The organism is Achromobacter xylosoxidans (assembly GCF_001457475.1).
GTDB classification, from domain to species: domain Bacteria; phylum Pseudomonadota; class Gammaproteobacteria; order Burkholderiales; family Burkholderiaceae_B; genus Achromobacter; species Achromobacter xylosoxidans.
Genome location: NZ_LN831029.1, coordinates 1,448,723 through 1,464,998 on the forward strand (window position 1 = coordinate 1,448,723; position 16,276 = coordinate 1,464,998).

Consider the following 16,276-nt stretch of genomic DNA (forward strand, 5'->3'; position numbering starts at 1 on the left):
CTCCACTTTGCGGAATCCGCCATGGCAGGCAGCAGCTTCTTCGCATTGTTCGACGACATCGCCACCATCCTGGACGACGTCTCCGTCATGACCAAGGTGGCGGCCAAGAAAACCGCCGGGGTGCTGGGCGACGACCTGGCGCTCAATGCGCAGCAGGTCTCGGGCGTGCCGGTCAATCGCGAACTGCCGGTGGTGTGGGCGGTGGCCAAGGGCTCGCTCATCAACAAGCTCATCCTGGTGCCATCGGCGCTGGTGATCAGCGCTTTCGCGTCCTGGGCGGTGACGCCGCTGCTGATGGCCGGCGGCCTGTTCCTGTGCTTCGAGGGCGTCGAGAAGCTGGCCCACAAGTTCCTGCCGCACGGCGAGACCGCCGAGGGCAATCACGCCGCCCGCGCCGAAGCCCTGCAGAACGCCGCGGTGGACATGGTGGCGTTCGAGCGCGACAAGATCAAGGGCGCGGTGCGCACCGACTTCATCCTGTCGGCGGAGATCATCGCCATCACCCTGGGGGCGGTGGCCGGCGCCGATCTGCTGCGCCAGACGGTGGTGCTGGCCGGCATCGCCCTGGTCATGACGGTGGGGGTCTACGGCCTGGTGGCGGGCATCGTCAAGCTCGACGACCTGGGCCTGTACCTGAGCGCCCGCCGCGCCGCGCTGGCCGCCTGGTTCGGCAAGCGCATCGTGGCGGCCGCGCCCTACCTGATGAAGACCTTGTCGGTGGTGGGCACCGCCGCCATGTTCATGGTCGGCGGCGGCATCCTGACGCACGGCATCGCGCCGCTGGGCGCGGCCATCGAACACGTCGCGGCGGCCAGCGGCGGCGGCTTGCTGCCGCCCTTGGTGTCGACCTTGCTCAGCGCCGTGTTCGGCATCGTCGCGGGGGCGGTGACGCTGGGCGTGGTCGCTGGCGTCAAGCGCCTGTTGGGCAAATAGCGGCGCCGTGATCCCGCCATGAACGCGCGGGTTCAGCCCGCCGTGCCGCCGGCACATGCGCCGAAGCGGCGCCGCACGCGCCGGCGCCCGATCAATACGCCAGCGACGCCTGCAGGTACACCGTGCGCGGCATGCCCACGTACTTGCCCGCGTTGTTGTCGGTGGAGCGCGTGAAGTAGCGCTTGTCGAACAGGTTCTTCACCCCCAGCGCGATGTTCAGGTTGTGCATCTGTTTGCCGAAGTCGTAGGCGGCGCGCACGTGCACCGTGCCGTAGCCCGGGATGTCGCCGTAGGCGCCGTTGGCGCTTTCCTCGGTCTGGTAGCGGGCGCCGGGATCGGGCGCGCCGGGCGACCGCTGCTTGGACTGCAGGAAAGTGTCGACATTGAAGGTCCACTGGTTGCGCGTGTAGCGCGCGCCCAGCGAGGCCACGTTGCGCGAATAGAAGGGCAGGTCGCGGCCCTCGAACACGCCGGCCTTGTAGGTGGCCTGGGTGTAGGTATAGGTGCCGTACAGCGACAGGCCCGACAGCGCCGCCGACAGTTCGCCCAGGTCGTACGACAGCCCGGTTTCCAGACCACGGTGGCGGGTGGCGCCCAGGTTGGTCCAGGCGTCCGAACCGCCATTTGTGCCGCCGCGCAACTGCAGTTCGTCGTCGAAGTCGATGTTGAACAGCGTCAGCTCGCCCTTCCAGCCGCCGCCATTGAAGTGCGTGCCGACTTCATAGGTGGTGGCCTTTTCCGGATGCAGGCCGTTGGTGGTCGAGGCGATCTGAAAGTACTGCAGCGGGCCGAATGACTGGCCGGCGTTGGCGAACACGCTCCATTGTTCGCTGACGTGGTAGACCACCGACAGCGAGGGCAGGGGTTCTTCGGACTTGATGCTGGTATGGGGCCTGGCCGCGGGATTGGACTTGTCGTTCAGGAACGAGTCGATGAATTCATAGCGCACGCCCGGCGTGATGGTCCAGTTGCCGACATTGATGGTGTCGTCGATGTAGACCGCATGCGCCGTGGTGCCGCCGGTGCGGTATTGGTACTGCGGATTCGGGGCATCGAGCGGATCGAAGCCGCCGTCCGGCACGTAGAACGCGGTGCGCGAGGCGCGCTCGTCGCTGGCTTCCTTCAGGTAGCGGTAGCCCACGCTGATTTCCTGCGTCACGTCGGCGCCGCGAAACAGGCGCGAATAGCGCGGCTCGATCGCGAAGGTGTGATAGTTGCGCGGGTTGAAGGTCAGGCGGCGCTTGCCGGCGTTGGCGCCGGTGCCCTCCGTTTCGATGCTGCTGCCGCGGAAGCTGTCGGTGTAGTACGTCAGCAGCTCGAACTTATTGATGCCGTCGTCGTGGTTGTAGCGGAACGAGGCGTCGGTGCGGCGGCCGGTGAAACTGTCGTACGGCCGGGTGGACTGGAACGGGTCCTCGGAATACTGCCTGGTGGTCAACCCGCCGGGCATGCCGGCGCGGCCTTCGTAGTGATGCAGCGCGGCCGACACGCTGTCGTCGGCGCCGATGCGATAGGTGCCCTTGAGCATCACGTCATCGATGTCCACGCGGTCGTTGCTTTCACGAAAGCCGTTGCCGTGCGTGCCTGAATACAGCAGGGCGCCGCCCAGGCCCCGCTCATTGGTGCCGCCGATGAATGCGCTGGGCGAGGTCTTCACGCCGCCGTGGCTGTACATGTCGGTCTCGACCGTGGCGTCGGCGGTGAAGTCCCGCGGAATCGCGCGCGTCACGAAGTTGATGATGCCGCCCACGTTCTGCGGGCCATAGCGCACCGAGCCGGCGCCGCGCACCACGTCCACCGCCGACAAGTTGCCCAGCGACACCGGCGCCATCGACAGCTGCGGCTGGCCATAGGGCGCCACCGCCAGCGGAATGCCGTCCATCAGAATGGTCGAGCGCGGCGACAGGCGCGAGGTCAGCCCGCGCACGCCCACGTTCAGCGACACATCGCTGCCGCCCGTGCCATTGCTTTCCTGCACCTGCACGCCCGGCACCCGGCGCAACACATCGCGCACGTTGGTCGCGCCGGTGTCCTGGAACGACGAACGCTCGATGATCGTGCGCGCGCCGCCATGTTCAAGCACCTTCTCTTCATTCGGGTTTTCCAGCCAGTCGCCCACGACGCTGATCGCGCCCAGGGTGTTGTCGGCGGGCGCGGCGTCTGCCGCGGTCTGCGCCTGGCTGTGGGCGGCCAGCGTCAGCATGGCCAGCGCGAGCGTCAGGCGTCGCGGGGGAAAAGGAATCGGCATTGGGAGTCCAGGAAGCGGGGGAGGGCGCGCGTCATTAATACGAGCGTCAATCACATTGAGAATCTTTACGGGTCCGGCACGGACGTCAGCCAGGGTGGATGCATGAGCCGAGTAGGGCGCTGTCGGACCGGCCCGAAATATATCAAAAATTGGCGCCAATCCAAACGGGGTAAATTGGGGCCGTGGCAAAAACACGCCATGGCCCGCCAGGCCCGCGTGCCGGACAGCGCGCGCCAGCGCCGCATCGAATCCGTATAAGATGTGAAATTGGCGCCAATTTTCAGGCTGGAACAATCATGGACACACTCGATCAGCAATTGCTGGGTCTGTTGCGCGCCGACGCTCGCGCAACCGTCGCGACCCTGGCCAAGAAGCTCGACGTATCAAGGGGCACCGTCAACAACCGCATCGCCCGCATGGAAGACGAGGGCATCATCGTCGGCTACACCGTCCGGCTGCGCCCCGAATCCCAACCCGACCAGATCGGCGCCTGGATGAACATCGCCGTCGACGGCAACGAAACCCGCCGCGTCGTCAGCATCCTCCTGGGCGATCCCGCCGTCGTCGCCCTGCACGACACCAACGGCCGCTGGGACCTGCTGGCCGAACTGCGCGTCGCCAACATCGAGGAAATGTCCCGCGTCCTGGACCGCGTCCGTCTCATCAAGGCCATCTCCGCCACGGAAACCAGCATCCACCTGAAAAGCTACAAGCTCGATTGAGCCCCGCCGCCCATCCTTGCGACCGTCCCTACCAGAGCGCAAAATCGCCGCTCTTGTCTGTGCCCCTCTTGTTGACGACGCCTACGTCATCTCCGCAAACCCGGACGCCGACGCCGCACCACTGAACGCCCAAAGAGGCCGCCCGCGCGGCCGCCTTGGGCGACTCCGCAAGATCTTCCTACTCCACACAACATCGCCACGAAGCCCAAGCACGTGACACATCCCGGCGGCGTCTCGAAACGCGCTGACGCAGCGGGGTGGCCGGGCCGGGTGGAGGGCGGGGCGTGTAGATGCGCCCAAGGGAAACCGTAGGGAGCCGAAGGCGTACGAGGTTGACGCAGGGGCAGTCCGGAGCGAAGGCTCCGGACCGCAATCGTAGCCCCGCCCTCCGCCCGGCCCGGCCACCACGCGTCAAAAGAACCACAGCCCTAACCGCCCGACCCATCCCTCCCGGGGCAACGTCACGAACCACCCGTTAGGGATTCCCCCCGCTTGCCCCCACCCACACCTGGTTCCTAAAATTGGCGCCAATTTAGTCAAACATCCCCCGCCCGCAACACCCCCCGGCACACCCCCGCCCGGGAATCGAGGAAACCATGCAGTCCACCGCAGCACCCGCCCTGGCCCCCGACGCCGCCCGCGCCCGCGCCATCTACGACCTCGGCCACAGCACCGTCTTCGCCTCGCGCACCGACCCGCGCTTCTCGTACTGCATGTACGTCCCCCCGCATATCGATCAGGCCAAGCACCCCATGGAGCTGGTCGTGATCATGCACGGCACCGGCCGCGCCTTCGTCGAATACCGCGATGCCTTCGCCGAATTCGCCCGCTGGAACGACTGCATCGTGCTGTGCCCGCTGTTTCCCGTCAGCCCGCTCGGCGACGGCAACCGCGACGGCTTCAAGCAACTGATCGAAGGCGACATCCGCTACGACCACATCCTGCAAGGCATGGTCGCCGAAGTCGGCGAGAAATTCGGCCGCGACTTCACCCGCTTCGCCCTGTTCGGCTATTCCGGCGGCGGCCAGTTCGTCAACCGCTACGCCCTGCTGCATCCCGAAACCCTGTGGGCCGTGTCGATCGGCGCGCCCGGCTCGGTCACGCTGCTCGATCCCGCCCAGGACTGGTGGGTCGGCGTGCGCGACGCCGAGGCCCGCTTCGGCAAGGGCGTCGACATCGACGCCCTGCGCCAGGTCGCGGTGCACATGATCGTCGGCAAGGCCGACCTGGAGACCTGGGAGATTACCCACCGCGAAGGCGGCAAGTTCTTCATGCCCGGCGCCAACTCCGCTGGCGCCACCCGTCCCGAGCGCCTGGAATCGCTGCGCCGCTCGTTCGAGGCCGCCGGCGTCAAGGCCGTGCTGGACGTGGTCGACAACGTGCCGCACGACGGCCTGAAGTGCGTCGGCCAGGTGCAGGACTTCCTGGCCGCCGAACTGCGCAAGCTGCGCAATGAATAACGTCGACAAGCAGACCGGCGGCCGGCGCGCCTGCGCCTGTCGGCCGCGATAGGAGAGGGCCATGTTGCGTTTCGCGCTATCCCGTATCGTCATGGCCATTCCGACACTGCTGATCGTGGCGGTGGCGGTGTTCGTCATGATCCGCCTGATTCCCGGCGACCCCGCGCAACTGCTGCTGGGCGACCTGGCCACGCCGGCGGCCCTGGCCGACCTGCGCGCGCGGCTGGGCCTGGACCAGACCTGGCCTACCCAGTTCGGCATCTGGTTCGGCAACATGCTGCATGGCGACCTGGGTTCGTCCATCAACACCGGCCAGCCCGTGCTGCCGCTGGTGTGGGACCGCTTCCTGATCAGCGGCCGCGTGGTGCTGGTGGCCGTGCTGTTCGCCGCCCTGGTGGCCGTGCCCGCCGGCATGATCGCCGCGTGGAAGCAGAACAAGGCGCCCGACCTGATCCTGGTCGGCGCCGCCACGCTGCTGGTGTCCATTCCCACCTTCTGGCTCGGCCTGCTGCTGCTGATCTTCTTCGGCTTGAAGCTGCAATGGCTGCCGGTGGTGGGCTACGTGTCGATCGGCGAAGACTGGAAGGCCGGCCTGCTGTACCTGGCCATGCCGATCCTGACGCTGTTCCTGCACGAGATCGGCGTGCTGATGCGCATGGCGCGCGCCAGCACCCTGGAAGTGCTGCGGCTGGACTACATCACCCACGCCCGCGCCAAGGGCCTGTCGGAATCCGCGGTGCTGATGCGCCACGCCTTCCGCAACGCCTTCGGCCCCACCTGGACCCTGATCGGCCTGGTGCTGGGCAACCTGCTCGGCGGCATCGCCGTGGTCGAAACCGTGTTCACCATTCCCGGCCTGGGCCGCCTGCTGGTGGACTCGATCTTCGCCCGCGACTATCCCGTGATCCAGGGCTGCCTGCTGTTCGTGGGCGTGATCTACGTGATCGTCAACCTGCTGATCGACCTCTGCTATCCCATCTTCGACCCGAGAGTGACCGCCGAATGAAAAAGCGAATTGCAGCTAACGCGCTGGTGGGCGGCGTGATCGTGGCGGCGATGCTCGTCGCGGCCATCATGGGCGCCTTCTGGACGCCGCACGACCCGCTCAAGATCAACTTCGTGGCGCGCCTGAAGCCGCCCGGCGGCGACTTCCTGCTGGGCACCGACGAGTTCGGCCGCGATGAACTGTCGCGCCTGCTGGCCGGCGCCTCCAGCAGCGTCTGGATCAGCCTGCTGACGGTGGGCTTCGCCATCGTCGCCGGCACCATCGTCGGCACCCTGACCGGCTTCGTGCGCGGCTGGACCGACCGCATCATCATGGCCTTCAACAACGCGCTGCTGGCCTTTCCCGGCCTGTTGCTGGCGCTGGGCCTGCTGGCGGTGGTCGGCGCCAACAAGTACGGCATCATCCTGGCGCTGGGCCTGGCCTATACGCCGTCGGTGACGCGCATCGTGCGCGGCACGGTGCTGTCGCTGCGCGAGAAGGAGTTCATCGAATCCTCGCGCGTGCTGGGCAACTCCGAGATCTACACCATGGTGCGCCACGTGCTGCCCAACTGCGTCGCGCCGTTGACGGTGCTGGCGACCTCGATGTTCGGCTGGGTGATCCTGGCGGAAAGCGCGCTGTCCTTCCTGGGCCTGGGCGTGCCGCCGCCGGCGCCCACCTGGGGCAACATGCTGGCCGCCGCCCGCCCGTTCATGGCGCAGGCGTCGTACCTTTCCATTCTTCCCGGCCTGGCCATCGCGCTCGCGCTGCTCGGGATCAACCTGCTGGGCGATGCGGTGCGTGACCGTCTCGATCCCCGCATGAGGGGCGTGCAATGAGCGCACTGGTAACCGTATCGAACCTGTCCCTGACCGTCGGCCGCGGCGGTCGCGAGATCGTCGGCGGCGTGTCCTTCGAGGTGGCGCCGGGCGAAATGGTCGGCATCGTCGGCGAGTCCGGCAGTGGCAAGACCCAGGCGGCGCGCGCCATCATGGGCCTGACGCCGCCGCCGCTGGTGGTGGCCGGCGGCTCGATCCGCTTCGAAGGCGTGGAAGTCACCCAGGCACGCCCGGCCGCGCTGCGCAAGCTGCGCGGCGCGCGCATCGGCATGGTGTTCCAGGAACCCATGACCTCGCTCAACCCGTCCATGCCCATCGGACGCCAGTTGGACGAAGGCCTCAAGCTGCATCGCCGCGACCTGTCGACCGCGCAGCGCCGTGAACGCATCCTGGAGATGCTGCGCCGCGTCGGCATCCGCGACCCCAAGGCCGCCGTCGAGGCCTGGCCGCACGAGTTCTCGGGCGGCATGCGCCAGCGCATGATGCTGGCCTCGGTGATGCTGCTGGAGCCGGCGCTGCTGATCGCCGACGAGCCCACCACCGCGCTCGACGCGGTGGTGCAGCGCGACGTGCTGGAACTGATGGTCGACCTGACGCGCGAGCACAATACCGCCGTGCTGATGATCAGCCATGACCTGCCGATGGTGGCGCGCTACACCGAGCGCATGGTGGTGATGCAGCACGGCAAGGTGCTGGAAACCGGCACCACCGCCGGCATCCTCGAACGCCCGCAACATCCCTACACCCGCAAGCTGCTGGACGCCATGCCGCGCCGCCTGCCGGCGCGCGCGCCGATCCAGGAAGCGCCCATTGTCGAGGTCCGGAACCTGGTGGTCGACTACGCCGGCCACCAGCGCCTGTTCTCGCGCACCGGCGCCAAGCGCGCGCTCAACGGCATCGACCTGCACGTCAAGCCGCGCGAAGTGGTGGCGGTGGTGGGCGGCTCGGGTTCCGGCAAGACCACGCTGGGCCGCGCCATCGCCGGCCTGCTGGCGCCGACAGCAGGCCAGATCCTGTTCCGCGACCAGCCGGTCAGCCGCCGCTCGCCGGCCTGGCGCGACTACCGCCTGAACTGCCAGATGGTGTTCCAGGACCCGTACTCGTCGCTCGACCCGCGCATGACCATCGGCCAACTGGTGGGCGAAGGCCTGCGTATGCTGGTCGACATGCCGGCGGCCGACAAGCGCCGTCGCGTCGACGAGGTGCTGGCCGAAGTTGGCCTGGGTTCGGAATACGCCAAGCGCTTTCCGCACGAACTGTCGGGCGGCCAGCGCCAGCGCGTCGCCATCGCCCGGGCGGTGGTGCGCCGGCCGTCCTTCGTGATTGCCGACGAGCCGGTGTCGGCGCTGGACGTGACGGTGCGGGCGCAGGTGCTGGACCTGTTCGCCGACCTGCAGGAACGCCACGGCTTTTCGTGCCTGTTCATCAGCCACGACCTGGGCGTGGTGGAGCAGGTGGCCGACCGGGTGGTGGTGATGCGCGACGGCGGCATCGTGGAACAAGGCTCGCGCGACACGGTGTTCGACCGGCCGCGCGAGGAATACACCCGCAGCCTGCTGTCGGCGATTCCGGCCCTGGAATCGACCGAAACCGGCGGCGTGCGCCTGCGCTGGCGCCTGGACCAGCCGGAGCCCTCGCGGGCCATGGCCTGACGGGGCGGGGCCGCGCCGCGCGGGCTTACCGTTGCGGCGCGGACTTACGCATAAAATACGCGGTTTGGATTAGATTCACGGGAGTGGTCCATGCCGAAAGCGGCGGCGACACAGCCGGGCCTGGTTGACCGTATTGCCCTGGATATTCAATCGGGGGTATACGGCCCTGGCGCATGGCTGAAACAGATCGACCTGCAGGAACGCTACGGCGCCAAGCGCCTGGACGTGCGGCGGGCGCTCGACCAATTGACGGCCAAGCGGCTGATCGCGCACATCCCCAACCGGGGCTATCACGTCTACACGATGGACCCGGACCAGCACCTGCAGATCCGCGACATCCGGGTGCTGCTGGAAACCGGCGCGGCGGCGGACCTGATGCCGAACGTCACCGCCGCCAAGGTGCGCGCCCTGCGCGCGCTGGCCGAGCGCTTCGTCAAGCTGTTGCAGGACGGCACGCTGCTGGAACAGTACGAGGTCAACCTGGCCTTCCATGCCGGCATGTACGACATGTGTTCCAACCGTGAACTGGCCGCCCTGATCCAGGAAACCCGGGCGCGCGGTCCGGCGGCGCCAGCCAAGGAATGGGTGACGCGGTCGCGCATCGAGATCTCGGCGCGCGAGTATTTCGACATGGTCGAGGCGCTGGAAGCGCGCGACGTCAAGCGCCTGCAGAAAATCATCGCCCAGCACGTCGGCCAGGACATTTCCTGACCCGACAGCGCCCGGCACGCGCGGCGGCCTTCCTGCAAAGGAGGCCGCCGCGCTCGTTTCCGGGCCGCTTTCAGGGATACCCCGGATACCGCGACCGCCACAAGCCTTCATAATGGGCAGCTATTTTTGGCGCCAATATAGTTATGAATCCGGCGTCGCATGCCCCCGGGGGAGTTCCTGCAATGCACCACCATCCTGTTTCCCGCGCGCTCGCGCTCAGCCTGGCCCTGGCCGCCGCGGGCGCGGCCCAGGCCGCTACCCTGACCATTGCCCAGCCGGCCGACATCCGCTCGACCAATCCGGGCGTGAACCGCGACAACACCACCGACGGCGTGGTGCTGAACATGGTGGAGGGCCTGGTTGGCTACCGGGAGAATGGCACGGTGGCGCCGCTGCTGGCCAAGTCGGTCGACCTGTCCGAAGACGGCCTGACCTACACCTTCAAGTTGCGCGACGGCGTCAAGTTCCACAACGGCGCGCCGCTGACGTCGGCCGACGTGCTGTGGAGCTGGCAGCGCTACATGGATCCGAAGACGGACTGGCGCTGCCGCAGCGACTTCGACGGCCGCAACGGACTGAAGGTGACGGACGTGTCGGCGCCGGACGCGCAGACGGTGGTCATGAAGATCGACCGCAAGTCGGCGGTGTTCCTGGATTCGCTCGCGCGCACCGATTGCGGCATGACGGCTATCTTGAGCAAGGATTCGGTCAACGCCGATGGCTCGTGGAAGCAGCCGGTCGGCACCGGTCCGTACCAGTTCAAGGAATGGAAGCGCGGCGAGTACGTGTTGTTGACGGCGTTCAAGGATTACGTGTCGCCCGGCGCCGGCGACAAGCCGGACGGCTACGTCGGCGCCAAGCGCCCGCTGGCCGACGAGGTGCGCTTCCTGGTGGTGCCGGACCCATCGACGGCCAAGGCCGGCCTGGTGTCGGGCGCGATCGACGCCAGCCAGATCACCATTACCGACGTGGCCGAGCTGAAGAACAATGCGGCGGTGTCGGTGATGAGCCCGCACGACGCGACCAAGCACACGCTGCTGTTCCAGACGCAGGATCCGGTGCTCAAGAACGTCAAGCTGCGCCAGGCGATCGCGGCGGCGCTGGACATTCCGCAGGTGGTGGCGGCGGCTTCCGAGGGCCTGGGGCAGCTGAACAATTCGGCGGTGTATGCCGGCTCGGCCTATTACCAGGAAGCCGAGAAGCGCACCTACAAATACGATCCGGCGCGCGCGCAGCAGTTGCTCAAGGAAGCGGGCTACAAGGGCGAGCCGATCGTGATCTACGCCAACAAGCGCGCGCACGTGCCGAGCTATCAGGTGGCGGTGATCGCGCAGGCGATGATGCAGGCAGTGGGCATCAATGCCAAGATCGAGGTGCTGGAATGGGCCACGCAGCTGGACCGCTACAACACGGGCAAGTACCAGATCAGTTCGTTCACGTTCTCGTCGCGCATCGATCCGGCGCTGAGCTTCGAGCAGTTCGCGGGCGACAAAAGCAAGCAGCCGCGCAAGGTCTGGGATGATCCAGCGGCGCAGAAGCTGATCGACGAGAGCTTCCTGGAGTCGGATCCGGCGAAGCGGCAGAAGCTGTTTGACCAGCTGCATGCGTTGATGCTGGAGCAGACGCCTTTGTTGGTGCTTTATAACGGGGCGGATGCTTGGGCGACCAACAAGCGGGTGCAGGGGTTTTCGGTCTGGGAGGGGAAGCCGCGGGCTTGGGAGACTAAGATCGTTGGCAAGTAAGTCGCTTTTTTCGGGCGGTCTCTTTTTGGGGCCGTCCGGGGCGGCGTTGGCCTGGCGTGCGCGGGGCTACGATTGCGGTCCGGAGCGTTCGCTCCGGACTGCCCCGTTGTCATCTGTCACAGCCTGCGGCTGTTCCTTCAGATTCCCTCGGGCGCATCTACACGCCCCGCGCACGCCAGGCCAACGCCGCCCCGGACTCCACCGTTGAAGCTTGACGGTTGCCGGGGCGGTTTTTTTGCTCGGGGTTCCTGGATGCAACGGAGGGTGGGGGGGGCGAGTCTTGCGGGGCCCGCTCAAAGGCGGCCGCGCGGGCGGCCCTTTTGAGCTTACGTGGTGTCTTGCGGTTGGGGTTGGCGCTGCGCGTGGGCTGCCGCTGCCGCTGTTTATTTGCAATGCAAAGAGGCCGCTTTTCGCGGCCTCTTTGCTTGGCGTTGCGCGGGTTACTTCGCCACGCGCTCCACTTCCCAGGCGCGCGGCTTCTTGACGGCCCAGGGGGTGTAGCCCTTGATATCGCTGCGGAAGGCGCCGATGTCCAGGCCGTTGTAGAGCGGGATGCTGGGGACGTCTGCCAGGAACAGCTTGTGCAACTGGTCGAAGGCGGCCTGGCGCTTGGCGTGGTCGGTGTCGACCGAGGCGGCGTCCAGGAGTTTCTGGGCGTCGGGGTTGTCCCAGACCTTGCGCGGTTGCCTGGCCTTGTCGCCGGTGACCATTTCGTAGTTCAGCGCCGCGTCCAGGCGGGCGGAGTACGGGAAGGTCATCATCTGGTAGGTGCCGGCGTTGTAGCGGTCGAGCTGGGTGGCCCATTCGGACACGGACAGCTTGGCGTTGATGCCGACGGCCTGCAGCATGGCCTGGATGATGACGGCGGAGTTGTACGACTGGGGATAGCGCTTGGTGGTGATCAGTTCGATCTCCTGGCCCTTGTAGCCGGCTTCCTTGAGCAGCTTCTGGGACAGCGCGGGGTCGTATTTCCAGCCTTCCTTCTGCGTCGCATCGCTGTACGGCGAGACCAGCGGGACGATGGAGTTGTTGGGCTTGGCCAGGCCTTCGGTGACGGCGGCGGCCAACTGGTCGTAGTCGATGGCGTGGGCCAGGGCCTGGCGCAGCTTGGGATTGGACAGCAGCGGGTCCCGGGTCTGCAGCAGCAACGCGGTCATGCTCATGACGGGCGCGTAGGCGACCTTGACGTTGGGGGTGCCTTGCAGCACCGGCACGTCGTTGTTGGAAACGTCCTCGATGATGTCGATGTTGCCGCGTTGCAGGGCGGCCTTGGCGGTGGAATCGTCGGGCACGATGACGAAGCGCACTTCATCGACCAGGGGGCGCTTGGAACCGGTGTAGCCGTCGCGCTTGCCGTCGCGGTTGGCGTAGTCGGCGAACCGGGTCAGGCGCACGTATTCGCCGCGCTTCCATTCGGCGAAGGCGAAGGGGCCGGTGCCGATGGGCTTGTCCCAGGTGCCGTCGGCCTTGACCGAGGCTTGCTGCAGGATGCCGGTGCCGCCGCAGTCGGCGCGCGCCAGCGAGGCCAGGAACAGGCTGCTGGGTTTTTCCAGGTGGTAGACCACGGTCTGGGCGTCGGGCGCCTCGACGCCGGTGACCTTGACGGTGCCGCGGCCATCGAATTCGCTGGCGCAGCGCCAGCCGGAGTTGGCGGCGGTGTAGTGCCGCCAGGTCCAGAGCACGTCGGCGGAGGTCAGCGGCGCGCCGTTGTGGAACTTGACGCCCTGGCGCAGCTTGAAGGTGTAGGTCTTGCCGTCGGGGCTGATGTCGATGGATTCGGCCAGCAGCGGGCGCACTTCGGCATCCTCGCCGTAGGCCACAAGGCCCTCGACGATGTGCAGCACCACCGCGTCGCTGTTGCTGTCGCGGTTCACGCCCGGCTCGGTCGAGCGGATGTCGGCGGTGAACGAGATGCGCAGCGGCGCCGGCGCCTGGGCGCAGGCGGTCCCGGCCAGCGCGCCCAGCGCCAGGGCAACCGCGGTATTCAGGAGTTTGGTTTTCATCGATGCGTTTCCACGGGTTGCATGGGCGGCCGGGCAGGCCGGCCGCCGCCAACGGTTCAAGGGGCCGGGAGCGTTCAGGCCGCGGCCAGCAGTTCCGGCTCGGCGTCCAGGCTGTAGCGGGTGAAGGTGCGATTCAGCGCCGGCAGCGGCGCCACTTCCATCAGGCCGGCGGCCGGCTCCATGACGACCATGGCCACCGTGGCCGACAGGTTGTCGTGGCTGCCGGGGCGCGGCGGGCGGCAGACCGAGTAGGGCGTGCCGAAGTCGTCGAACAGCGCGCGCTTGAGGTCCGCGCGCGTCAGCTTGTCCTTTTCGTTCAGCAGGCGGCGTACGCGCCAGTCGCGGTAGGCGCTTTCCGGAGTGCTGGCGCGGCCGGTGTCGCGCAGCTTGCCCAGGGCGACTTCGCTGACCCAATGGTTGGCGTGCACGATCAGGTCATCGGCGCCCGGGTAGATCGGGAAGGCTTCATCGGTGGTGCATTCGTAGTCCACGCCGAAGCCCGCGGCCATGCCGATCATGATGTTGTTGGAGCACGACTTCGGGGTGGTGCTGACGGCCTTGATGGCCAGCGCGAAGTGCTCCTGTTCCAGCACCTTGCGGCGGATCAGCGACAGCGGCACGCCGAGCTGGCGGAAGTCGCGGTCGGATTCCAGGTAGTTGGCGGTGATCGACACGCCGGCGCTGTTCAGGCCGCTGCGGGCCAGGCCGCCGGCTTCGACGAAGGTCAGGATGTCGGGACCGTTGTCGTTGCGCACGCGCAGCACGATGGCGGTTTCGGCGCATTCGGCGCGCCAGTCCCAGTTCTGGCCGTGGATCAGGCGGCCGTTGGCCGAGCGGGTCGGCAGGATCAGGGCGCCGGTGCAGCCGTCACCGGGTTCGAGTTCGGCGGCCTTCTTCTTTTCGGCGCGGGCCTTGGCGATGACTTCGGTGCGGGCGTTGACCATCACGATGTCTTCGAACGGCACGTCGGCGCCGGCGGCGATGCCGCGCATTTCCTCGAGGTAGTGCGGCGCGAAGTTCTCGATCTCGCGCGCGAAGCTCTCGATGAGGCGGGTGCGCGCCATGGCGTCGTAGCCCAGGTCGACCAGCGTCTGGCCGTACATGGCGGCGCTCTTGCGCACGCGGTCGGCAGCCTGCTGGCCATAGGCGCGGCCGCGGGCCTCGGGAGTACCGGATACCGATACGAACGGGAATTGGGTGATCTGGGTCATGAACGGATAGCGGCGCGAGGCGCCGTGAGGTCGGGGAAGGGGAGAATGTTGCAAAAATATTAGCTTATTTTGGCGCCAATATTACCGAGGGTTTGCCCGGAGATAGCGGTCCGGAAAGACGCGGGCGCGACTCGCGGCGGCGCGGCGTGGCGCATCAAATTCCTGGCGCTGGCGTCCCGCATCAAGGAACAGGCCCCCGCGCCGTAGGCGTCGGGGGCCTGTGGGGCCGCGCGGATTGGGGGCGAGGGTTACTGCTGTTGCTGCTGCGGTGTCTGCCGATTGGCTACCGCGCCTTCGGTAGCCGGCTGCGTCAGCGCCTGCGGTGCCCGCACCGGCGAACCCATCGCCTGGAACAGCGCCGCCGTCTCGGTCAGGCGGGCATTGGCGTACTCCACTTCGCGCACCCGCGCCGCGACGTAATGCTGTTCGCTGGCGTACGCGGTGTAGGGCGCCAGCGCGCCCAGGCGCACGCGGTTGGCGGTGTTGCGGTGCGACTGCTCCGCGGCCCGGCGCGACGCCTCGGCCGAGGCCAGCGCCTGACCGTCCGCCTCCAGTTGCGCCAGGGTGTCGGCCACGTCGCGGAAGGCGGTCAGCACGGTCTGCTTGTATTGCAGCACCGCCGCCTCATAGCGCTCCTTGGCGGCGCTGCGTTCGGCCAGCAGCGCGCCGCCGTGGAAGATCGGCTGCGTCAGCGACGCGCCCACCGCCCAGATCGACCCCGCGCCCGACAGCGCCGTCGGCCAGCTGAAGCCGCCCTTGCCCATCGACGCCGACAGCGACAGGCTGGGGAACAACTGCGCCGTGGCCACGCCGACGTCGGCCGCCGCCGCGCGCAGCACGGCCTCGGCGACGTGGATGTCGGGCCGCGCCGCCAGCAGTTCGGACGGCACCAGCACCGGCACCTCCTCGGGCACGGCGATCATGGCGAAGGCCAGGTCGGGCGGCGCCTGGTCGGGGCTGCGGCCCATCAGCACCGCCAGCGCGTGGCGCGTGGCCTGCCATTGCGCGCGCAGGCCCGGCAGCGAGGCTTCCAGCGTGGCGGCGTCCTGGTCGGCCTGCAGCGCGTCGTTCTGCGAGGCCGAGCCCAGTTCGTACCGGCGCTGGGTGTCGCGCGCCACCTGGCGCGCCAGCACCACCTGCTTTTCGGTCAACGCCACCCGCTCGGCCAGCGACGCCGAGGTGATGGCGCCGGTGACGATGTTGCCGGCCAGGGAACGGCGCGCCGATTCGAGCTGATAGGCCTGCTGTTCCACCTGGGCCGCGCGCGACACGTTCTCGAAGCGCGCCGCGCCGAACAGGTCGAGGTCGTACTTGGCCTGGACCTGGCCGGTGAAGACGTTGTAGAGCGCCGTGGGTTGCGGCAGGTTCGGCATGGTCAGCGCGCGCTTGCGCGAAACGTCGGCGCCGGCATCCACCGAGGGCAGCAGCGACGAATTGACCTGTCCGCGCAACTGCTCGCGCGCGCCGGCCAGATTGCGCTCGGCCGCGGCCAGGTCGGGGCTGTTGGCCAGGCCTTCCTCCACCATGGCGTTGAGCGCGTCCGAACCAAAGCGTTTCCACCATTCAGGCACCGGACGGCCGTCGCGCGCATAGCGCTGCGCCACGCCCTGTGCCGGCGCGCCGGCGGCGGGCAGCGCTTCGACGCCGTATTGCGCCGGCTGCGCCATCGCCGGCGGCTTGCTATCGGGGGCGAAGGCGCAGGCGCCCAGCGCCAGCAACAGCGGCAGGGTGGCCAGGCGCCAGGCCGGGGTCGGGAGACGGAGGGACATC

12 protein-coding genes are annotated in these 16,276 nt (G+C 67.8%); 8 read left to right on the plus strand and 4 right to left on the minus strand.

Translation table 11 applies throughout. From position 1 onward, the window contains the following. The first annotated feature begins 21 nt into the window (after positions 1-21). Positions 22-933, plus strand: a complete 912-nt coding sequence (locus AT699_RS06620) for a DUF808 domain-containing protein (protein ID WP_024068055.1) — start codon at positions 22-24, stop codon at positions 931-933. A gap of 91 nt (positions 934-1,024) precedes the next feature. Here AT699_RS06620 and AT699_RS06625 read toward each other — a convergent pair whose 3' ends face one another. Then, on the minus strand, positions 1,025-3,181 hold the full coding sequence (locus AT699_RS06625) for a TonB-dependent receptor family protein (RefSeq protein WP_024068056.1): 2,157 nt from the start codon (positions 3,179-3,181) through the stop codon (positions 1,025-1,027). A gap of 296 nt (positions 3,182-3,477) precedes the next feature. On the opposite strand from AT699_RS06625, the gene AT699_RS06630 reads away from it, so the two are divergent. The 7 genes from AT699_RS06630 (at position 3,478) to AT699_RS06660 (ending at position 11,292) form a co-directional block, all read left to right on the plus strand. Then, on the plus strand, positions 3,478-3,903 hold the full coding sequence (locus AT699_RS06630) for an Lrp/AsnC family transcriptional regulator (protein WP_006389177.1): 426 nt from the start codon (positions 3,478-3,480) through the stop codon (positions 3,901-3,903). A gap of 596 nt (positions 3,904-4,499) precedes the next feature. Continuing rightward, positions 4,500-5,363 (plus strand): alpha/beta hydrolase family protein, encoded by an 864-nt coding sequence (locus AT699_RS06635; RefSeq protein ID WP_020924771.1) that lies wholly within the window; start codon positions 4,500-4,502, stop codon positions 5,361-5,363. Between the two features lie 61 nt (positions 5,364-5,424). Beyond that, the gene (locus AT699_RS06640; RefSeq protein WP_006389179.1) at positions 5,425-6,369 is read left to right on the plus strand and encodes an ABC transporter permease; all 945 of its coding nucleotides are present in this window, start codon (positions 5,425-5,427) and stop codon (positions 6,367-6,369) included. Continuing rightward, entirely contained in the window at positions 6,366-7,187 is an 822-nt protein-coding gene (locus AT699_RS06645; protein WP_024068057.1) for an ABC transporter permease, read from the plus strand. Before AT699_RS06640 ends, AT699_RS06645 begins: the two co-directional genes overlap by 4 nt. After that, a complete protein-coding gene (locus tag AT699_RS06650) occupies positions 7,184-8,839 on the plus strand; it encodes an ABC transporter ATP-binding protein (protein ID WP_024068058.1) in 1,656 nt (551 codons plus the stop codon). Before AT699_RS06645 ends, AT699_RS06650 begins: the two co-directional genes overlap by 4 nt. 90 nt (positions 8,840-8,929) lie before the next feature. Beyond that, positions 8,930-9,550 carry a GntR family transcriptional regulator gene (locus tag AT699_RS06655; RefSeq protein WP_024068059.1) on the plus strand — a complete coding sequence of 207 codons (621 nt, stop codon included), beginning with the start codon at positions 8,930-8,932 and terminating at the stop codon, positions 9,548-9,550. Between the two features lie 182 nt (positions 9,551-9,732). Then, positions 9,733-11,292 carry an ABC transporter substrate-binding protein gene (locus AT699_RS06660; RefSeq protein ID WP_006389183.1) on the plus strand — a complete coding sequence of 520 codons (1,560 nt, stop codon included), beginning with the start codon at positions 9,733-9,735 and terminating at the stop codon, positions 11,290-11,292. A 440-nt stretch (positions 11,293-11,732) separates the two neighbouring features. Here the strand turns inward: AT699_RS06660 and AT699_RS06665 are convergent, their stop codons facing one another. The 3 genes from AT699_RS06665 to AT699_RS06675 form a co-directional block, all read right to left on the minus strand. After that, on the minus strand, positions 11,733-13,295 hold the full coding sequence (locus AT699_RS06665; protein WP_006389184.1) for an ABC transporter substrate-binding protein: 1,563 nt from the start codon (positions 13,293-13,295) through the stop codon (positions 11,733-11,735). Positions 13,296-13,369: 74 nt separating this feature from the next. Continuing rightward, entirely contained in the window at positions 13,370-14,506 is a 1,137-nt protein-coding gene (locus AT699_RS06670; RefSeq protein WP_020924766.1) for a C45 family autoproteolytic acyltransferase/hydolase, read from the minus strand. A 248-nt stretch (positions 14,507-14,754) separates the two neighbouring features. After that, positions 14,755-16,275, minus strand: a complete 1,521-nt coding sequence (locus AT699_RS06675) for an efflux transporter outer membrane subunit (RefSeq protein ID WP_024068060.1) — start codon at positions 16,273-16,275, stop codon at positions 14,755-14,757. Position 16,276 lies beyond the last annotated feature (1 nt).